Consider the following 18,057-nt stretch of genomic DNA (forward strand, 5'->3'; position numbering starts at 1 on the left):
GGGGGCAGCGACCACACGGAGTGGGGAGTGTGGGGGTAATGCTTCATCGCCGGGCCGCCCCAAGATGAAAAGCGGCCCCCTTGGGGGGGCAGCGACCACACGGAGTGGGGAGTGTGGGGGCAATAGCGCTTCAATGCAGCACCCGGCCGCTGAAAGGTTCGCCCGAAGGGCCGTGGCTGATCGCCTCCAGCACGAACAACGGCACCGGGCTGTTGAAAGGCTCGCCATCTTCGGCCACGCAGTGAAAGGTGCCGTGCATGGTGCCGCTGGAGGTGCGCAGCCGGCAACCGCTGGTGTACTGGAACGATTCCCCTGGCTTGAGCAGCGGCTGGTGGCCCACCACACCCAGGCCCTTGACCTCTTCGGTGTGGCCCCGGGAGTCACTGATGATCCAGTGGCGCGAAATCAGCTGCGCAGGCGTTTCCCCGGAATTGGTGATGGTGATGGTGTAAGCGAAGCTGAACACCCCCGTGTCCGGCGCAGACTGCTCGGGCAGGTATTCGGGCAGCACTTCCACGTCAAACTGGTACTTTGGCATGGGGCGAATGGTAACCGTGGAGATTCGTAAAAAGTGCATGCCCGTGGGGTAAAACCCCAGGGCTTCTGCGCTTTGCGACAATCGGAGGATGAGCCGCACATTCCGAATCGCCCCCTCCATCCTCTCTGCCGACTTCGCCCGCCTGGGTGAAGAGGTGCGCAATGTCATTGCCGCTGGCGCAGACTGGATCCACTTCGACGTGATGGACAACCATTACGTGCCCAACCTCACTTTCGGCCCCATGGTGTGCCAGGCGCTCAAGCCCCATGCCAAGACCGCCGCCGGTGTGGCCGTACCGATCGATGTGCACCTGATGATCCAGCCGGTGGACGCCCTGGCCGCCGCGTTTGCCGACGCGGGTGCGGACTACATCAGCTTTCACCCCGATGCCTCGGGCCATGTGCACCGCAGCATCCAGGCCATCCGTTCCAAGGGCGTCAAGCCCGGCCTGGTGTTCAATCCGGCGGAGCCGCTGGACGTTCTCGACTGGGTGATCGACGACATCGACCTCATCCTCATCATGAGCGTGAACCCCGGCTTTGGCGGCCAGAGCTTCATCGACTCGGCCCTGCGCAAGATCGAAGCTGTGCGCAAGCGCATCGACGCCTCGGGCAAGGACATCCGCCTGGAAGTGGATGGCGGCATCAAGACCGACAACATCCGCCGCGTGGCCGATGCGGGTGCTGACACCTTTGTGGCGGGCAGCGCCATCTTTGGCAAGCCGGACTACCAAGGCGTCATCGACGCGATGCGCGCAGAACTGGGGTGATCTCCTGAGCCGCTGCGCAGACTTTGCGCGGTGGCCGTTTTCACAGACCACGCCTTCCTGGAGCTTGGTTATTGTTGTGCAGGGACGGTGATCGTCGTGGTGGTCGATTCACGCAACACGCCGCCGCCGGACACCGAGCCACTCGCCGGGCTGCTTTGCACACGGCGCATGCAATCAGCCTGGTCGGCAGCCGTCTGGAACGCAGCACAACGCTGTGTGGCGTTGTCGTTTGCGGCGGCTCCAGGGTTGCTCAGATCGCCCTTGCGCGAAGCATCCAGCGCGTTGTTGGCCTCGCGCAGGCAGGTGGCCAGACTGTCCTGGGTGTTGTTGGTCATGCACTTTTCCCGCTCCTGCTCATAGCGTGCCCGCGCGTCCTGAGGCGGCGTTTGTGCGAATGCACCCGCGCAGGCCAGCAACAAGGCGGCGGTGAAGAGGGGGGTGGCAAAGGGAATGCGTTTCATGAAAGGGCTCCTGGGGCAATCGCAGACAGTGGTCTGAACGTATGCCTGCAGGGTAGGCCCCACTGCTGCGCGCCGCTGTCGGACAGTGCCGCCCCCTGCCGTGCGCGGGGCGCGTGTTTCGGGCCTGGTCAGCCCAGGCGCTGAAAAGTCAGGACGAAGGCCACGCCGTCGGCCGTATTGCGCGCGTTGATCGTGCCACCCATCTTGGCCATGTAGGTCTTGGCCACGAACAGGCCCTGGCCCCGGTGCCCGCACTCGCCGTCGGGCATGGGAAGGCTGGGGTCGGACACCCCCAGCTCAAAGATGCGCCCCAGCAGATCCTCGGCAATGGTGACACCCTGGTTGCGCAGCGTGGCGCTGGCAGTCGACTCGGAGGCCGCCAGCGTCAGCGTGATGGCCGTGCCCGGCGGGCGGTAGCGGTCGGCATTGCGCAGGATGTGGGTCACCACGTCTTCCAATGCAAATTCGTCCGCCCGAACGATGACCGGGCCCGCCCCTCCTTCATAGACCACGTTGTCGATGCCTGCAAAGTGCGCGTTGTTGGCCACGTGGCGCAGGAAGGCATCCAGGTCCAGCCGACCCTGCGGCACGTCGGCCGCCTGCAAGGCCTCTGCAGGGGAGGCCGTGCCATACAGCACATGCACGGCCTGTTGCATGCGCTGGATGTAGCGGTGGCCCGGGTCGTCGGCGCTGCCGTGCAGCACCATGAGCGATTGCAAGGGGGACATGATCTCGTGCCCCACGGCATGCCACATGTCGCGCTCCTGCTGGGCGCGCAACTGTTCGCGCTGGATATCGTCTTTCACACGCTGGAGCAGGTCGGCCAGGCCGCCAGCCAGAATGCCCAGCTCGTCCGATCCGCGCAGGTCCGACACGTCTAGGTCGCCCAGGCGGGGGCCGATGTGCCCGTCCTGCACGTTGTACGAAACCGCTGCCGCGCGGCGGGTGAGGGCGGTCACGCGGCGGATGAGGCCCACCTCCACCACCAGCCAGGCCAGCGCGATGGCCGCGAGCATGGCGCCCAGGTACCACGACATGCGGGTGGCCACGGCGGCAAGGCCCTGCTCCACGCCGCGCAGGTTGCCGGTAAAGGTGACGGCATAGTTGCCCGCCGGGGTGTCCAGAATGTCGAGGCCGGCCGGTACCGGCTGCGCCTGATGATCGCCAGCGGCTTGCCACTCCAGCGGCAGCCAGCTGATAAGGCGCAGCAGCCAGGGCGCCGACGGGTCTGCCTGCACTTCGGAACCCTTGAGTGTGATCGCTTCGCTGTCGCTCGTGCCCAGCTTGCGGATCTGCACCTGTTCGCCGGGCAGCAGGGTGCGCGCCACATCCGCCAGCGAAGCCGCACCCTGGGCACCGGGGGCATTGCTGTCGAACAGCGCTGCGCCTGTGCCGGGCGCCAGCATTTCCACCCGCACGCGCATGTTGCCAAGATCCTGTGGCGGCCAGACCAGGCGCTGCTTGTCAAACAGCGCTTCGCGGAACAGCTCCACCGGCAGGCGGATGGAGTAGAAGGTGCGGCGCAGGCAATCGGGCACGGCGCCCGCCAGATCCCGGCACTGGCCGTTCTGCCAGAGCCAGCCGCGAAAATCCCGCACTGGCCGCGCGCGGGCATCCAGGGATTCTTCACCGCTGTCCACAAAGCCCGTCAGGCGGCCCCGGGTGCTGATCGTGCCCTGGGGTGGCAGTGTTTCAAAAGGCGCCACCCAGCGGTAGGAAGCGCCGCGCATGTCCAGCGTGATGCGGGCGCGGTGCACGGCCTGCAGATCCAGTGCGCCACGTTCGCGGGGCACCAGCTCGCCCGCGTAGAAGCTGCCCACCAGGTAAATGAAGCCCCCGGCATAGGGGTTGTTGCCGATGGCCGCGCAGACCGATGAGCCGTCGGGGTACTGCACCGCGCAGCCTGCCATCTCCACGGCCTGCTGGGCCTTGTTCTGGTCATCGAAGTCCAGCGCCGCGTAGGGCAGCAGCAGGGGCGCCAGCGGCGCGGGGCCGGCGCCACGGTTGCCCGCATTGAGCAAAGCCAACTGCCCAGAGGGGTGGCGCAGACGGGCCATGACCTCGGACTGGCTGCGCGCGAAGCCATGCTGGTAGCTTTGCCAGCCACGCTCCTTTTCTTCCTTGAGCAGCACCACGCTTAGCGCGACGGTGGCTAGTGCCAGCAGCACAAACACACCGCGCACCAGAATCCGCAACCGAAAGGCGGGCAGCCCCAGGCGGGGCATCTCCAGCGCGGGGTGGCGGAGCAGACGCTTCACTTGCCAGTCCAGCGAAAGCCGCGCATGGGCACGTTCTCAATGCCTTCAAAGCTGGGGTCCACCTCGCGCAACGCCTCGCGGATGGTACTGACGTGCTTGCGCACGTTGTCGCGGTTGCGCCCGCTTTTCACCACCTCAAAAAGTTCGTCGTATGACACCACCTCGCCACTGCGCTGGTGCAGCGTGGCCAGGATGCGCTGGGCCGTCAGCGGCAGGTTGATGCGCTCGCCGCGCCAGGTGGGGGAGCGCTGCCACAGCGGGTCCAGCACCAGTGCATCGCCCGCCGGGGCGGGTGCTGCGCGGGTCGGAGTCTGTGCCTGCGTGGTGCGCAGGATGTCGAGAAAGGTCTCGATGAAGTCGGCCTCCTCGAACGTGGTCTTTTGCAGGTAGTCCCACGCGTCCAGCGCCTTCATGATGCTGCGGTAGATGGCCGCAGGCATGGCCGACACCACCAGCACCGGTGTGCCCTGGCGGCGCTTGTTGATGGCGTTGATGAGCGCCACGCCCGCATGGCGCTCACGGCCCAGTTCGATATCAAGGACCACGGCGTCGTAGTGCTCGCGCGCCAGGGCGGCTTCGGCGTCGTCGCGCGTGAACCACTGGTCAATCACGATGCCGCTCTTCGCACTGGCAATCCAGCCCGCCAGCTGGTTGCTGGTGGGCAGGTCGTCTTCGATCACGGCAATGCGGGTCATGGGCGGGGCGCGGAGTAAGGGTGCGTCGATTATCCGGGGCGCCTTGCTTGCCGGGTGTGAAGGTTTCTTCCGGGCCCGGAGTGTTTGTGCGGCGGGCGTGAGGGCTTTGGGGTGCGCGCTGCGTTGTTGCTTCCGGGGTGAAACCGAAGAATCAGTCCCCAATGAGCAGCCCGGTGAGGCCGCTCAGAAGCAGACAACAAATCACACCCTACCGAGAGAGAGAGAAACACCATGAAAACCGCCTGGAACCGCATCGTACAAGCCCTGCGTGGCCGCAATGCTGCCCCCCGCCCGCTGGACGCCAGCGGCGAATGGCCGCAAGACGCGGCACCTTTGCAGGCGGAAGCTGCCATGCCAGCATCCGCAGACGTGGACGCAGGGCGCATCCACTGGGCCTACCTGCTGCCCACGGCCAGCACGGTGCGCTGGATGGTGGCCGGTGCCATGGTGGTGGGCGCGGGTGCCCTGGTGGTTCGCCACCCGCCGGTGCAGCAGCTGGGCCAGGGTGAGCTGGCGGTCCGCATGAACCAGTTCACCGGTTCGGTGAGCCAGTGGCGTGATGGCAGCATGTGGGTGATCCCCGGTCTCCACAGCGTGCGCATTTTCTCGTTGCGGGACCAGAGCTATCGCCCTGAAGCCATGCGCCAGGCCAATGGCAGCGCACCACTTCAATCGGTGGAAGGCCTGTCGTTCGGGCTCGACCTGAGTGTGCGCTACGCACTCGATCCTGCCTCCGAAACCGTCAAGGCTGGCCGCCTGCCTGATGACGTGGACGCCGACATCGTGGCACCTGCCGTGCAGGGGTTGGTCTACAAGGTTTTTGCCCGCTACACCGTGCGTGAAATTTTCTCGTCCAAGCGTGCCGAGATCGCACAAATCATCGAGACCGAACTGCGCACGCGTCTGGCGGCCGATGGCGTGCTTCTGCGCCACGTGCAGATCGGCAAGGTGGACCTGCCCGCCGAATACCGCCGTGGCATGGACAGCCTGCTGGCCGAAGAGCTGGCGTCCGAGAAGATGCGCTACACGCTGGAGCTGAAAGACAAGCGTGTGAAAGAAACCGAGCTGGACGCCAGCGCCGACAAGGTGCGCCGCGAAGTGGCTGCTGAAGCTGCGGCCCGCGAGCAGGTGATCGCCGCCCGCGCCCAGGAAGAGGCGATGAAACATGTGCTGCCCTTCAAGCAGCGCCAGATCGAGCAGCGCCAGCTGGAGGTCGAGGCCGAAAAGGTATCGCGCATCAAGGCCGCCGAGGGCAGCGCCCAGGCCCGCCGCATCGAAGCCAACGGCGAGGCGGATGCCCGTCAGAAGCTGGCTGAGGCCGAGGCCTACCGTATGGACCGCATTGGCAAGGTGAACGCCGAGCAGATGGCGCGCGAAGGAGCTCTGGTCACCAAGCATCCGCTGCTCATCCAGAAGACGCTTGCCGACAAGCTCTCCGACAAGATCCAGGTCATCATCGCTCCGCCTCCGACCAACGGTGATTTCATCGGCGCGGCGCTGTTGGGCGGCAGCCGCAATGCGCAAGCCGGTGTTGTACAGGCTGCGGGCGTTGCCGACGACGCCTCCACTGTCCAGGCTGTGGAGCAGTGAACATGAATCTCACGACCTTGACCTTCATTGCAGCGGTCGCCAGCGCTGCAGTCACGGTGGCCTCTGCCGCCGTGCCTCCTGCTTCGGCCAATGCCCTGGGCAGTGCCATCGTGGTGCAGGACCAGGCCAGCCTGCGTGCCGCGCCGCGCGATGGCGCCCAGCAGCAGGCCAGCCTGTGGCAGGGCGAGGTGCTGGAGGTGCGCGGCGAGCGCCTGGATTACCTGCAGGTGTGGGACCACAAGCGTGAGCGCGGCGGCTTCATCCGCGCCAGCGATGTGCGCCGCATGGCACTGACCGAGGCCGAAGGCCCCGCGTTGCTGGCTGTGCTGCGTTTTATGCAAGACACGCCGGGTGCTGAGGCGCTGGGGATTGGCCTCACCGCCGCGTACCTGCAGGCGGCTCCCGGCCAGCTGCTGGCGGGTGTCGAGGGCGCGCAGGCTTTTGATGCGCTGGGCACGTTCGCCGACCGGCTTGCACGTCGCGCCTCGGTGGCCGTGCCGGGCAAGGCTTCGGGGGCCAGGCTGTCCGCGCACCTGGATGTGGCCAATGCCTACGGCGTGCGTTTTGCCACCTATGAGGTGGAGGGCCGCATGCAGGTTTGCTATGAAGGCGAAGCCTTTCGCCGCGTGCTGGCCATGCCGGTGGCCGATGCCGCCCAGCGCGCCCGCGCCGCCCTGGCGCTGACGCGGCCAGAGTGCATCAACCCCGACCTGCCAGCCCACGAACGCGCCAGGGTGCACGCCTGGCAGGTCGATGTGCTGGAGCGTGTGGACGTTGCCGGCTTGCCGCCCTACCTGCGCAACCGCGTACAGATGCGCCGCGCCAGCGTGTGGGGCGCCACGGCTTTCGAGCAGGCGCGCAAAAATGTTGCAGATCCAGCGGTGGCTGCCGCTGCTGCGCGCGCGCTGACCGAGTTCGCCGGCGTGAGCAAGGCCGACCTGCCCGACGAGGATCAAAGCAACTACAACGACGCTGCCATGCGGGTGAGTGCGGTGCGCTGGGCACTGGTGCCCACTACCGCGCCAGCGGCCCCGTCCAAAGCAGCCCGCCCGACCCTGGTGACCGAGCCCGGCGCTCCCGGTGAAACCTGTGTGCTGCTGGTGGATTCCCAGCACACGGCCCAGGCCCCGCTGCTGCGCCGTTGCACCTATGGCGTGGTCTGGTCTGCGTCGGCCAGCACCAACCGCGAAGGCACGGCGGTGGCCCTGGCCGTGCAACCCCTGGAAGGCTGGCGCGAGCTGTGGGTGCTGCGCAAGACCGAAGGCGGCTGGCTCGCCGATGTGCTGCCGCCAGCGGCCACCACGCCAGAAACCGGTGTTGCCGAATGGGCCGGATGGGTGCCCGGCGGACAGCAGATGCTGGTGGCACGCGAGGCGCGGGGCCAGGGGCGCTACCGCAAGAGCTTTGAGGTGGTGCGGTTGGACGGCCTGACCACTGAGCGGGTCACAGGGGATGTGGCGGCGCTGCCTTTGTTCCAGCGCTGGCAAGACCCTGCGTGGAAGCGGCAGACGCTGAGCTTGCGCTGAGTGCAGGGTGGGCGGGAGGAAGAAGGCTTCATCGGTTCCTTAAACTTGGGCAACTTTTTCCTCTTCCGTCTTTCTGCCTTATGTCCCACGCCGCCGACCCCATGTTGTCTTCTCTGCTGTCCCGTGTAGATGCCGTCATCGTGGACCTGGACGGCACCATGGTGGACACCATGGGGGATTTCAACGAGGCGATCAATCGCATGCTCCGTGAGCTGGCCCTGCCGGCCATCGAGGCCCTGCACATCGAACACATGGTGGGCAAAGGCTCGGAGCATTTGCTGCGATCAGTGCTAAAACACGTGCTGGCGCTTGATGGTATTGCGCAAGATGCTATAAAAAGCGAAGCATACTATCCTGCAGCCTGGGCCAGCTACCAGCGCCACTACCTGGCGATCAATGGCCAGTTTGCAGGGGTTTACCGGGGTGTGGAGGACGGCCTGAAGGCGCTGCGCGCCCGGGGGCTGCGCCTGGCCTGCCTGACCAACAAACCCACGGACTTTGCGCTGCCGCTTCTGAAGTCCAAGGGCCTCGACGGGTATTTCGAGAAAGTGTTTGGCGGTGACGCCTTCGAGCGCAAGAAGCCCGATCCTCTACCCCTCCTCAAGACCTGCGAAGCGCTGGGCACTGCCCCCGCGCGCACGCTGATGCTGGGCGATTCCAGCAACGACGCGCAGGCTGCCCGCGCGGCCGGGTGCCCCGTGGTGCTGGTCACCTACGGCTACAACCACGGCGCGCCCGTTCAGGCCGTGGATGCCGACGGTTTTGTGGATTCGCTGGCGCAGCTGACCTGAGCCGCTCTCAGGCGGGTAACTGGCGTGGCGCGACGGCGCGGTAGTCCAGCCGCGATGCGCTGATGCTGCTGCCGCGCACGGGGGCGGGCGTTGCATCGCCGTGGCGGGTGGCGTTGGCTGAGAGGCGGAAGACCGCCACCGCATCTACCAGTTGCCCCGCCTGTGTCTTGAGGCTGTCGGCCGCTGCTGCGCTTTGCTCCACCAGGGCCGCGTTCTGCTGCGTGGCCTGGTCCATCTGCGTGATGGCTTCGCCCACCTGCGAGACACCCTGGCTCTGTTCGCTGCTGGCTGCGCTGATCTCGCCCATGATCTCCGTCACGCGGCGGATCGATGCAACCACTTCGCTCATGGTGGCGCCGGCCTTGTCCACCAGGGCTGTGCCGCGCTCCACGCGCTCCACGCTGGTGCCGATCAGGCCCTTGATCTCCTTGGCGGCTTCAGCGCTGCGCCCAGCGAGGCTGCGCACTTCCCCGGCCACCACGGCAAAGCCGCGCCCCTGTTCGCCGGCGCGCGCAGCCTCCACGGCAGCATTCAGGGCCAGGATGTTGGTCTGGAAGGCGATGCCGTCGATGACGCTGATGATGTCGGCGATCTTGCGGCTGCTGTCGTTGATGCCCTTCATGGTCTCGACCACTTCGGCCACCACATCGCCTCCCTGTTGGGCCACGGTGGATGCGCTCATGGCGAGCTGATTGGCCGTGCGCGCGTTGTCGGCGTTCTGGCGCACCGTGGAGCCAAGTTCTTCCATGGATGCGGCGGTCTGCTGCAAGGCTGAGGCTTGCTGTTCCGTGCGTGCCGAGAGGTCGTTGTTGCCGGATGCAATTTCGACGCTGGCGGTGGCCACGCCTTCTGCGTTGTGGCGCACATTGCCGACGATGGTGGCCAGGCGCGATTGCATGGTGGCCAGCGCCTGCAGCAGTTGGCCGGTTTCGTCGTTGCCGCTGGCTTCGATGGGGTGGGTCAGGTCGCCATCGGCAATGTTCTCTGCCGCCTGCTTGCCCCGCTGCACAGGTTGCACGATGGAGCGTGTGACAGTGAAGGCCAATAGCGCCCCCAGTGCCACGGCTATCAGTGTGCCCACGCCCAGCAACACCTGGCTGGCCTTGGCCAGCGTGCTGGTGTCGCTCTGGCTGTCGGCCAGTTGCGTGGCCATGGCAGTGCGCAGGTCGTCGAGGGATTGGAGGTACTTGTCCGCCAGAGGGCGCAAGTCCTTGTCCACCAGCGTGGGCACATTGGGCTCGCCGCCACGGTGCAGTTCGCGGATCTCGGCGAGTTTGTCGTTGTAGGCCTTGCTGGCGGCGGCAATGGTGGCCAGTTGCGCACGGTTCTTGTCTCCCTGTACCAGGCCTTCGATGCGCTGGACCTTGCCCTCGATGCCTTTGGCTGTGGCCTGCGTGTCGGCCGTGAGCTTTTCCATGTAGTCGCGGTCAATGGCCTTGAGGAAGGCCTCGGTGCGCACCCAGTTGAGGCGGATGTCTGACGCCCAGTTCTCCACCAGGGTCTGCTGCTCGATCTCCTGGGTGGCCACGCGTTCGCTAGCGCCTTGCAGGCTCGCGATGCGCCACATGCCGGTGGCGGCAATCAACGCGGTGATGAGCAGGATGGCACCGAACGACGCGCCCAGGCGCAGGCCGACGGAAAGGTTGCTGAGTTTCATGGTGGGGTCTGGCGCAAAAAGGTATCTGGGGGCAGAAAATTGGGGGCGTTACAGACGGCTCGTTGCGGGGCGCGGGTAGCGCGAAAATCTCGGTTCAGGCCGTGGCATCAGTGACTGCGGGGTGCGCGCAGCAAGAGGCCGTTGTTTCGTCAGTGAGGTGCGGGTGTGCTCGCTGGTCCAAAGGCTACTCCCGAGTAGGGAGTGCGTCTGTCGGGCGCGGGACAGCCCCGGGCGGAAGTGCCTCGGGGTTTGTCCCAGGGGGTCACGCAGGCTTGCCCAGAAGGGCGTCCTTGAGCTTCCAGTCGGCGGGCACATTGCCCAGCCAGATGCCCAGCAGCGCGTTGAAGAACTCTGGCTCCTTGAAAGGCTCGCCCTGGGGCTTTCCCTTGACCGTGATCACCGTGCCGGTACCGGGTATCCAGTCGATCATGAACTGGTCGCCCGCCTGCAGCTTCTTGTGGTCCGAGAAGATCTGGCTCATTCGCAGCACGCCCGGGATGAGCTTGGAGAACGCTGCGCGGTCCATGTTGTCCTCCATGCCACGCGAGAACAGCTTGCCCAGCTCGGTGGAGTCGATCTCGCGCAGCATGGTGATGCTCATGCGCTTGGGGCCCTTCAGGGCCATGATTTCAGCGGGAGTCGACGCCTTCTTTTCAAGGTACAGGCCTGCGGTGTACACCTTGAACACGGCCTTGTAGCGAACCCCTGCGCCATTGAGCTGAAGGCTGCTGCCACTCAGGCTGCTCGTCTCTTCATACTTGACGTCGGCCACGGTGATGGGCTGGGCAATAGCACCGGCCGCCAACAGGCAGGCCACGGCTGCTGCGGCACATCGCTGGAGAAACTTCATGCGCAACTCCTAAAAAAGAACGGTCGTTCGTTTCAAATTGTTGCAGTGCTCCTGCCGGGCCGCAACAGGGTTTTCGAGTGGTTGTGCGATCTCGCCTTGAGAGTCGTCAACTCAGGCCCTGAAAAAAGCTTTGCTACACTTTGGCCCATGTTCATTCACCACGTGTTCATCACAGGTTGCAGCGACCGGGGAGCCTGGCCCTGGCGTCAGCCTGTCGCTTTGAACGCCTGATGGCACCTGGGCAGCAGCCCCAGCGTGCACCCGTGGCCTCCACCCCGATGCGGTGAGGCCGATTGAATGGACCGCAGCGCCCCTTTTTCATTGACAGGGACACGCGCTGCGACAGCTGGGAGCCCTCCCCGTGATCACAGAACTTGAATTCAAAAGCCTGGCCAGCGAAGGCTACAACCGCATTCCGCTCATGGTCGAGGCCTTTGCGGACCTGGAAACCCCGCTCTCGCTCTACCTGAAGCTGGCGCACACCAAGGACGGCGGCAAGCACAGCTTCTTGCTCGAATCCGTGGTCGGCGGCGAGCGCTTCGGGCGTTACAGCTTCATTGGCTTGCCCGCGCGCACGCTGCTGCGGGCCAGCGGCTTTGGGGCGCAGGCCAAAACCGAGGTCGTGACGGACGGCCAGGTGGTCGAAACCGCCCAGGGCAATCCGCTCGACTTCATTGAGGCATACCAAAAGCGGTTCAAGGTGGCGCTGCGCCCCGGCCTGCCGCGCTTTTGTGGCGGCCTAGCGGGCTACTTTGGCTACGACGCGGTGCGCTACATCGAAAAGAAGCTGGAGACCACCTGCCCGCCCGACACCCTGGGCTGCCCCGACATCCTGTTGCTGCAGTGCGAAGAGCTGGCGGTCATCGACAACCTCTCGGGCAAGCTCTACCTCATCGTCTACGCCGACCCGGCCCAGCCTGAGGCCTACACCCGCGCCAAGAAGCGCCTGCGCGAGCTGAAAGAGCAGCTCAAGTATTCGGTGAGCGCCCCGGTTGTGAAGGCCACCGAAAGCCACCCCGCCCAGCGCGACTTTGCCAAGGCCGACTACCTGGCCGCTGTGAACCGCGCCAAGGAGCTGATTGCTGCGGGTGACTTCATGCAGGTGCAGGTGGGCCAGCGCATCCACAAGCGCTACACCGAGTCGCCCCTGTCGCTGTACCGCGCGCTGCGTTCGCTGAACCCGTCGCCGTACATGTATTTCTACGACTTTGGCGACTTCCATGTGGTGGGTGCCAGCCCCGAGATCCTGGTGCGCCAGGAGAAGACCGACGAGGGCACCAAGGTCACCATCCGCCCCCTGGCCGGCACCCGCCCGCGTGGCGCCACGCCCGAGAAGGACAAGGCCACCGAGGTCGAACTCATCAACGATCCCAAGGAACGCGCCGAGCACGTGATGCTGATCGACCTGGCGCGCAACGACATCGGCCGCATCGCCAAAACCGGCACCGTGAAGGTGACCGAGGCCTTTGCGGTGGAGCGCTACAGCCACGTGATGCACATCGTGAGCAACGTGGAAGGCATCCTGCACGACGGCATGACCAGCATGGATGTGCTCAAGGCGACCTTCCCGGCCGGTACGCTCACCGGCGCGCCCAAGGTGCACGCGATGGAGCTCATCGACCAGCTCGAACCCACCAAGCGCGGCCTCTACGGCGGCGCCTGCGGCTACCTCAGCTACGCGGGCGACATGGACGTGGCCATTGCCATCCGCACCGGCATCATCAAGAACGGCACGCTCTACGTGCAGGCGGCCGCCGGTGTGGTGGCGGATTCGGTGCCCGAGCTGGAATGGAAAGAGACCGAGCACAAGGCCCGCGCGCTGCTGCGCGCGGCCGAGCTGGTGGAGGAGGGGCTGGAATGACCCACGCTATCGACAAAGTGAAACCCTGCAACACCATGGAGGACGTGCGCCGCGAAGTGAACGCACTGGACGATGTGCTGGTGCCCCTGCTGGTGGAGCGCGTGGGCTATATGACCCAGGCCGCGCGCATCAAGCAAGGCGCAGAGCAAGTGCGCGACGAAGCCCGCATCCAGGCCATCGTGGACCGCGTGCGCGAGCGTGCAGCGGCCGAAGGCGGCGACGCCGACGTGATGGAAACCATCTACCGCAGCCTCATGGAAGCCTGCATTGCCTATGAACACCGCGAGTTCGCCCGCCTGCGCGAGCCCGCCACTGCCGGGAGCGCCGCATGAAACTCTTGATGGTCGATAACTACGACAGCTTTACCTACAACATCGTCCAGTACTTTGGTGAACTGGGCGCCGAGGTCGAGGTGTTCCGCAACGACGAGATCACCGTGGCCGAGATCGAGGTGCGCCTGAACGCGGGCCAGCTTGACCGCCTGGTCATCTCGCCCGGGCCGTGCTCACCTGCAGAAGCCGGTATCTCGGTGGCAGCGATCCAGCACTTTGCCGGCAAGCTGCCCATCCTGGGCGTGTGCCTGGGTCATCAAGCCATTGGTGCAGCCTTTGGCGGCACCATCATCCGTGCGCAGGAGCTCATGCATGGCAAGACCAGCGTGATCACCACCACGCAAAAGGGCGTGTTTGCGGGCCTGCCGGAGCAATTCACCGTCAACCGTTACCACTCGCTGGCCATCGAGCGTGCCACCTGCCCGGATGTGCTCGAAGTGACCGCCTGGACCGACGACGGCGAAATCATGGGCGTGCGCCACAAGACGCTGCCGATCGAAGGCGTGCAGTTCCATCCCGAAAGCATCCTCACCGAACACGGCCACGCCATGCTCAAGAACTTTCTGGAGCAGCGCGCATGACAGCCCCCCAGGGCCTAGCCCAGCTTTTTCAGTACAAGCGGTGGGCCAACCAGGAACTGCTGGCACTGGGCGCGGCATCGCAGGGCGCGCTGCCTGCCGACGATTACCGGCTGTTTGTGCGCATCCTGAACCACAATTACGTGGTGGACCGCATCTTTGCCAGCCACCTGCAGGGCCTGCCTCAGACTGCCTATCAGGCGACCAACACCGATGCAACGCCGGAGCTGGCCACCCTGAGCGAGGCCGTGCGCGCGTCGGACGACTGGTATGCGCAGTACGTGGGCGGGCTGGGCGATGCGCAGCTGGCCGAACCGGTGGCGTTCCGCTTCACCGACGGCGACACGGGGCGCATGTCGCGCAGCGAGATCCTGAACCACTTGGTTGTGCATGGCACGTACCACCGGGGGGCAGCAGGGCGCATCCTGGTTGCGCATGCGGTGCAGCCTCCGCGCGATTCGCTGACGACCTTCCTGCACCGCCTGGAACCTGACCGACGCTGGTAGACACACCCATGCCCGAACTTCATCAACTGCTCATGTTCATCGCGGCAGGCTGGCTGCTCAACCTCACGCCCGGGCCCGATGTGCTCTACATCGTTACCAACGCGCTGCGTTCCGGCACACGCGCGGGCATCGTTGCGGGGCTGGGCATCACGGCCGGGTGCTTCGTGCACATCTTTGCGGCCGCCGTGGGTGTGGGCGCGCTGCTGGCCACCTCGGCCACGGCGTTCACGGTGCTCAAGTGGATCGGCGCGGCCTACCTGATGTGGATGGGCGTGCGCATGCTGCTGTCCAAGCCCGGTGCTGATGGTGGTAACAGCGCAGCGCTGGCAGCTGCGCAGGCGGCCCCTGCGCCGCACACGCCGCTTCGCAAGGTGTTCCTGGGGGGCTTCTGGACCAATGTGCTCAACCCCAAGGTCGCCATCTTCTTCCTGGCCTTTGTGCCGCAGTTCATCGCGCCGGGCACCGACAACAAGGCGCTGGCCTTTGTGCTGCTGGGCGTGCTGTTCAACGTGAACGCCATCCCCGTCAATGTGGGCTGGGCGCTGGCCGCTTCGTGGATGGCGCGCCGTGCCACAGCCATCCAGCGCGGCATGCACTGGCTGGACCGCGTGGCGGGCGCCATGTTCATCGGCTTCGGACTCAAGCTGGCCTTTACTGATCAACCGGCGGCTTGACCGCCACCCCAGGAGACACCGTCATGCCCATCACCCCCCAGGAAGCGCTACAGCGCACCATCGAGCACCGCGAAATCTTCCATGACGAAATGCTGCATCTGATGCGCCTCATCATGAATGGCGAGCTGTCGCCCGTCATGACCGCAGCCATCATCACCGGCTTGCGCGTGAAGAAGGAAACCATCGGCGAGATCACCGCCGCTGCGCAGGTGATGCGCGAGTTCAGTACCAAGGTGCACGTCAAGGACGCGACCCATATGGTGGACATCGTGGGCACGGGCGGCGACGGCGCCAACACCTTCAACATCTCCACCTGCTCGATGTTCGTGGCCGCCGCAGCGGGTGCCAAGGTCAGCAAACATGGCGGGCGCGGCGTATCCAGCAAAAGCGGCAGCGCCGATGTGATGGAGGCCCTGGGCATCCACATCAACCTCAAACCCGAGCAGATCGCCCAGTGCATCGCTGAAGTCGGCATCGGCTTCATGTTTGCGCCCAACCACCACCCCGCCATGAAGAACGTGGCCCCGGTGCGCAAGGAACTGGGCGTGCGCACCATCTTCAACATCCTGGGCCCGCTGACCAACCCGGCCGGTGCGCCCAACATCCTGATGGGCGTGTTCCACCCCGACCTCGTCGGCATCCAGGTGCGCGCGCTGCAGCGCCTGGGCGCCGAGCACGCGCTGGTGGTGTACGGCCGTGATGGCATGGACGAAGTCAGCCTGGGCGCTGCCACTTTGGTGGGTGAGTTGAAAAACGGCCAGATCACCGAGTACGAAATCCACCCTGAGGACTTCGGCCTGCCGATGGCGAGCAATCGCGCGCTCAAGGTCGAGACGCCCGAGCAGTCGCGGGAGATGCTGATCGGCGTGCTCAAGGGCGAGCCTGGCGCAGCGCAAGACATCGTGTGCCTGAACGCGGGCGTGGCACTGTATGCCGCCAATGTGGTCGATTCGGTGCCCGCAGGCTTGGCCAAGGCCCGTGCCGTGATTGCGTCGGGCGCCGCGCTGGCCAAGCTGGAGCAGGTGGTCACGCGCACGCACGCGCTGGCCACGGCGGCCTGACACGGCCATGTGGCGCGACCCTGGCACCTGGATTGCACTGGGCATCTCTGCCCTTTTCATCGTGGCCGGGTTCTTGATGCACCGCGTGTTCACCAAAATTCTGAAACAGGGCTCCCCTGAGCCCGACGACACCGAAACCGACAACCCAAAGGCCGCGCACCATGAGCAGTGACATCCTCAACAAAATCGTCGCCGTCAAGCACGAAGAAGTGGCCGCCGCCAAAAAGCGCCTGTCCTTTGAAGCCATGCGCGCCGACGCCGAGAGCCGTGTGCTCACGCGCGACTTTGAAGGCGCGCTGCGCGCCAAGATCGCCAAGGGCCAGGCGGCCGTAATTGCCGAGATCAAGAAGGCCAGCCCCAGCAAGGGGGTGCTGCGCGCCGACTTCGAGCCCGCTGACATTGCCCAGAGCTACATGGAAGGCGATGGCAAGGTGAGCGCGGCCTGCCTGTCGGTGTTGACCGACCGGCAGTTCTTTCAGGGCCAGCCCGACTACCTGAAACAAGCCCGCGCCAGCACGTTGCTTCCTGTGCTGCGCAAGGATTTCATGGTGGATGCGTACCAGATCTACGAATCGCGCGCCATGGGCGCCGACGCCATCCTGCTGATTGCGGCCAGCCTGGACGACGCCCAGATGGCCGACTTCGAGGCCATTGCCCGCAGCCTGGACATGGCGGTGCTGGTGGAGGTGCATGACCGGCCCGAGCTGGAGCGGGCTCTGAAGCTCAAGACTCCGCTGGTCGGCATCAACAACCGCAACTTGCGCACGTTCGAGGTCACGCTGGACACCACGCTCTCCATGCTCAAGGACGTGCCTGCGGACCGGCTTCTCGTCACCGAGTCGGGCATCTTGAAGCCTGCCGATGTGAAGGCCATGCGCGACGCAGGTGTGCACGCCTTCTTGGTGGGCGAAGCCTTCATGCGGGCGGACGATCCGGGCCTGGCCCTGGCCAAGCTCTTTGGGTGAGAGAGGGTGAAAACTCCTGTTTTAATAGCTGCTTGCGCTTGATGGTAAAGCGCTAGAGCCTATTTCGACCATGAATTCAACTCCCCAGACCCCGGCCCAACTCCAAAGCGCCAACCCCGCCGACTGGTCCGTGGCGCCCGGCTGGCAGCCGTTGGCGGACGCCTTTTTTGCTGGCGCACGCGGGCAGGCGTTGCTCGCGTTCTTGCAGGCGCGGCTGCAGGCGGGTGCGGCGATCTTTCCGCCCCAGCCGCTGCGGGCGCTGGAGCTGACGCCGCCTGAGGACGTGCGCGTGGTCATCCTGGGGCAGGACCCGTACCACGGCCGGGGCCAGGCCGAGGGGTTGGCGTTTTCGGTGGCGCCGGGCGTGCGCCTGCCGCCCTCGCTGCAGAATATCTTCAAGGAAATGCAGCGCGACCTGGGGGTGGCCTTCCCCCCGTTCCCGAACCCCGGCGGCAGCCTGGTCAAGTGGGCGAAGAACGGTGTGCTGCTGCTCAACACCTGCCTCACGGTGGAAGAGGGCCAGGCCGCCAGCCATGCAGGCAAGGGCTGGGAGGAACTGACCGACACCGTCATCCGCCACGTGGCTGAAGGCCCGCGCCCGGTGGTGTTCATGCTCTGGGGCTCGCACGCCCAGTCCAAGCGCGCGTGGATTCCCGCAGACCGCGGGCACCTGGTGCTCACATCCAACCACCCCTCGCCCCTGTCGGCACTGCGCCCGCCTGTCCCTTTTATTGGCAACGGGCACTTTGGCAAGGCGCGGGATTTTCGCGCGCAGCACGGTTACTGAGCAGGGTTTGCAGCATTGCCGGCATGCCATGACCGACGCAGACGTGGAGGCACAAATGTTCGCCTTGCTGGCGCGGCGGGGTGCCGGTGGATGCCACGGTGCCCGGGGGGCCGATTCGCCTGGGGCTGCCGGGTGATGACCAGCACGCCGGATAACCG

At 65.6% G+C, this 18,057-nt stretch carries 19 protein-coding genes; 13 read left to right on the plus strand and 6 right to left on the minus strand.

What is annotated here, in order from left to right; genetic code table 11:
- Positions 1-130 precede the first annotated feature (130 nt).
- The gene (gene apaG / locus NFX52_RS02465; RefSeq protein ID WP_055395585.1) at positions 131-538 is read right to left on the minus strand and encodes a Co2+/Mg2+ efflux protein ApaG; all 408 of its coding nucleotides are present in this window, start codon (positions 536-538) and stop codon (positions 131-133) included.
- Between the two features lie 88 nt (positions 539-626).
- Here apaG and rpe point away from each other — a divergent pair, with 88 nt between their 5' ends.
- Positions 627-1,307, plus strand: coding sequence for a ribulose-phosphate 3-epimerase (gene rpe / locus NFX52_RS02470; protein WP_055395586.1), 681 nt, complete (start codon positions 627-629; stop codon positions 1,305-1,307).
- A gap of 68 nt (positions 1,308-1,375) precedes the next feature.
- Here rpe and NFX52_RS02475 read toward each other — a convergent pair whose 3' ends face one another.
- The 3 genes from NFX52_RS02475 to NFX52_RS02485 all read right to left on the minus strand — a co-directional run bounded on the left by NFX52_RS02475 (position 1,376) and on the right by NFX52_RS02485 (position 4,721).
- The gene (locus NFX52_RS02475; protein ID WP_055395588.1) at positions 1,376-1,768 is read right to left on the minus strand and encodes a hypothetical protein; all 393 of its coding nucleotides are present in this window, start codon (positions 1,766-1,768) and stop codon (positions 1,376-1,378) included.
- Positions 1,769-1,896: 128 nt separating this feature from the next.
- Positions 1,897-4,026 carry a sensor histidine kinase gene (locus NFX52_RS02480; RefSeq protein WP_055395590.1) on the minus strand — a complete coding sequence of 710 codons (2,130 nt, stop codon included), beginning with the start codon at positions 4,024-4,026 and terminating at the stop codon, positions 1,897-1,899.
- Complete coding sequence (locus NFX52_RS02485) at positions 4,023-4,721, minus strand: response regulator transcription factor (protein WP_055395592.1); 699 nt, start codon at positions 4,719-4,721, stop codon at positions 4,023-4,025. The genes NFX52_RS02480 and NFX52_RS02485 overlap by 4 nt, the downstream gene beginning before the upstream one ends.
- A 231-nt stretch (positions 4,722-4,952) precedes the next feature.
- Here NFX52_RS02485 and NFX52_RS02490 point away from each other — a divergent pair, with 231 nt between their 5' ends.
- From NFX52_RS02490 to gph, 3 genes are all read left to right on the plus strand, one after another.
- Positions 4,953-6,311, plus strand: coding sequence for an SPFH domain-containing protein (locus tag NFX52_RS02490; protein ID WP_252635369.1), 1,359 nt, complete (start codon positions 4,953-4,955; stop codon positions 6,309-6,311).
- Between the two features lie 2 nt (positions 6,312-6,313).
- Positions 6,314-7,837, plus strand: a complete 1,524-nt coding sequence (locus tag NFX52_RS02495; protein ID WP_242701060.1) for a hypothetical protein — start codon at positions 6,314-6,316, stop codon at positions 7,835-7,837.
- A gap of 101 nt (positions 7,838-7,938) precedes the next feature.
- Positions 7,939-8,628 (plus strand): phosphoglycolate phosphatase, encoded by a 690-nt coding sequence (gene gph, locus NFX52_RS02500; RefSeq protein ID WP_238385510.1) that lies wholly within the window; start codon positions 7,939-7,941, stop codon positions 8,626-8,628.
- Positions 8,629-8,635: 7 nt separating this feature from the next.
- Here the strand turns inward: gph and NFX52_RS02505 are convergent, their stop codons facing one another.
- Both NFX52_RS02505 and NFX52_RS02510 read right to left on the minus strand, forming a co-directional pair.
- On the minus strand, positions 8,636-10,285 hold the full coding sequence (locus NFX52_RS02505) for a methyl-accepting chemotaxis protein (protein ID WP_055395600.1): 1,650 nt from the start codon (positions 10,283-10,285) through the stop codon (positions 8,636-8,638).
- Between the two features lie 262 nt (positions 10,286-10,547).
- Positions 10,548-11,135, minus strand: coding sequence for a chalcone isomerase family protein (locus tag NFX52_RS02510; protein ID WP_055395601.1), 588 nt, complete (start codon positions 11,133-11,135; stop codon positions 10,548-10,550).
- A gap of 361 nt (positions 11,136-11,496) precedes the next feature.
- Here NFX52_RS02510 and trpE point away from each other — a divergent pair, with 361 nt between their 5' ends.
- The 9 genes from trpE to NFX52_RS02555 all read left to right on the plus strand — a co-directional run bounded on the left by trpE (position 11,497) and on the right by NFX52_RS02555 (position 17,899).
- Positions 11,497-12,996: an anthranilate synthase component I gene (gene trpE / locus NFX52_RS02515; protein ID WP_055395603.1), complete on the plus strand. Its 1,500-nt coding sequence runs from the start codon at positions 11,497-11,499 to the stop codon at positions 12,994-12,996.
- Complete coding sequence (locus NFX52_RS02520; RefSeq protein ID WP_055395605.1) at positions 12,993-13,328, plus strand: chorismate mutase; 336 nt, start codon at positions 12,993-12,995, stop codon at positions 13,326-13,328. The genes trpE and NFX52_RS02520 overlap by 4 nt, the downstream gene beginning before the upstream one ends.
- A complete protein-coding gene (locus NFX52_RS02525; RefSeq protein ID WP_055395606.1) occupies positions 13,325-13,909 on the plus strand; it encodes an anthranilate synthase component II in 585 nt (194 codons plus the stop codon). Before NFX52_RS02520 ends, NFX52_RS02525 begins: the two co-directional genes overlap by 4 nt.
- A complete protein-coding gene (locus NFX52_RS02530; RefSeq protein ID WP_055395608.1) occupies positions 13,906-14,412 on the plus strand; it encodes a DinB family protein in 507 nt (168 codons plus the stop codon). The genes NFX52_RS02525 and NFX52_RS02530 overlap by 4 nt, the downstream gene beginning before the upstream one ends.
- Positions 14,413-14,420: 8 nt before the next feature.
- Complete coding sequence (locus tag NFX52_RS02535; protein ID WP_055395609.1) at positions 14,421-15,086, plus strand: LysE family translocator; 666 nt, start codon at positions 14,421-14,423, stop codon at positions 15,084-15,086.
- Positions 15,087-15,109: 23 nt separating this feature from the next.
- The gene (gene trpD, locus NFX52_RS02540) at positions 15,110-16,147 is read left to right on the plus strand and encodes an anthranilate phosphoribosyltransferase (RefSeq protein WP_055395612.1); all 1,038 of its coding nucleotides are present in this window, start codon (positions 15,110-15,112) and stop codon (positions 16,145-16,147) included.
- A gap of 7 nt (positions 16,148-16,154) precedes the next feature.
- The gene (locus NFX52_RS02545; protein ID WP_202907130.1) at positions 16,155-16,319 is read left to right on the plus strand and encodes a hypothetical protein; all 165 of its coding nucleotides are present in this window, start codon (positions 16,155-16,157) and stop codon (positions 16,317-16,319) included.
- On the plus strand, positions 16,309-17,112 hold the full coding sequence (gene trpC, locus NFX52_RS02550; protein WP_056065300.1) for an indole-3-glycerol phosphate synthase TrpC: 804 nt from the start codon (positions 16,309-16,311) through the stop codon (positions 17,110-17,112). The genes NFX52_RS02545 and trpC overlap by 11 nt, the downstream gene beginning before the upstream one ends.
- Before the next feature lie 70 nt (positions 17,113-17,182).
- Complete coding sequence (locus NFX52_RS02555) at positions 17,183-17,899, plus strand: uracil-DNA glycosylase (protein WP_055395614.1); 717 nt, start codon at positions 17,183-17,185, stop codon at positions 17,897-17,899.
- Positions 17,900-18,057: the final 158 nt, after the last annotated feature.

Source organism: Acidovorax facilis, assembly GCF_023913775.1.
Lineage (GTDB): Bacteria > Pseudomonadota > Gammaproteobacteria > Burkholderiales > Burkholderiaceae_C > Acidovorax > Acidovorax facilis.

Coding starts and splice junctions, on each gene's coding strand:
- apaG (WP_055395585.1), bottom strand. CDS start 538: ATGCCAAAGTACCAGTTTGACGTGGAAGTGCTGCCCGAATACCTGCCC.
- rpe (WP_055395586.1), top strand. CDS start 627: ATGAGCCGCACATTCCGAATCGCCCCCTCCATCCTCTCTGCCGACTTC.
- NFX52_RS02475 (WP_055395588.1), bottom strand. CDS start 1,768: ATGAAACGCATTCCCTTTGCCACCCCCCTCTTCACCGCCGCCTTGTTG.
- NFX52_RS02485 (WP_055395592.1), bottom strand. CDS start 4,721: ATGACCCGCATTGCCGTGATCGAAGACGACCTGCCCACCAGCAACCAG.
- NFX52_RS02490 (WP_252635369.1), top strand. CDS start 4,953: ATGAAAACCGCCTGGAACCGCATCGTACAAGCCCTGCGTGGCCGCAAT.
- NFX52_RS02495 (WP_242701060.1), top strand. CDS start 6,314: ATGAATCTCACGACCTTGACCTTCATTGCAGCGGTCGCCAGCGCTGCA.
- gph (WP_238385510.1), top strand. CDS start 7,939: ATGTTGTCTTCTCTGCTGTCCCGTGTAGATGCCGTCATCGTGGACCTG.
- NFX52_RS02505 (WP_055395600.1), bottom strand. CDS start 10,285: ATGAAACTCAGCAACCTTTCCGTCGGCCTGCGCCTGGGCGCGTCGTTC.
- NFX52_RS02510 (WP_055395601.1), bottom strand. CDS start 11,135: ATGAAGTTTCTCCAGCGATGTGCCGCAGCAGCCGTGGCCTGCCTGTTG.
- NFX52_RS02520 (WP_055395605.1), top strand. CDS start 12,993: ATGACCCACGCTATCGACAAAGTGAAACCCTGCAACACCATGGAGGAC.
- NFX52_RS02525 (WP_055395606.1), top strand. CDS start 13,325: ATGAAACTCTTGATGGTCGATAACTACGACAGCTTTACCTACAACATC.
- NFX52_RS02530 (WP_055395608.1), top strand. CDS start 13,906: ATGACAGCCCCCCAGGGCCTAGCCCAGCTTTTTCAGTACAAGCGGTGG.
- NFX52_RS02535 (WP_055395609.1), top strand. CDS start 14,421: ATGCCCGAACTTCATCAACTGCTCATGTTCATCGCGGCAGGCTGGCTG.
- trpD (WP_055395612.1), top strand. CDS start 15,110: ATGCCCATCACCCCCCAGGAAGCGCTACAGCGCACCATCGAGCACCGC.
- NFX52_RS02545 (WP_202907130.1), top strand. CDS start 16,155: ATGTGGCGCGACCCTGGCACCTGGATTGCACTGGGCATCTCTGCCCTT.
- trpC (WP_056065300.1), top strand. CDS start 16,309: ATGAGCAGTGACATCCTCAACAAAATCGTCGCCGTCAAGCACGAAGAA.
- NFX52_RS02555 (WP_055395614.1), top strand. CDS start 17,183: ATGAATTCAACTCCCCAGACCCCGGCCCAACTCCAAAGCGCCAACCCC.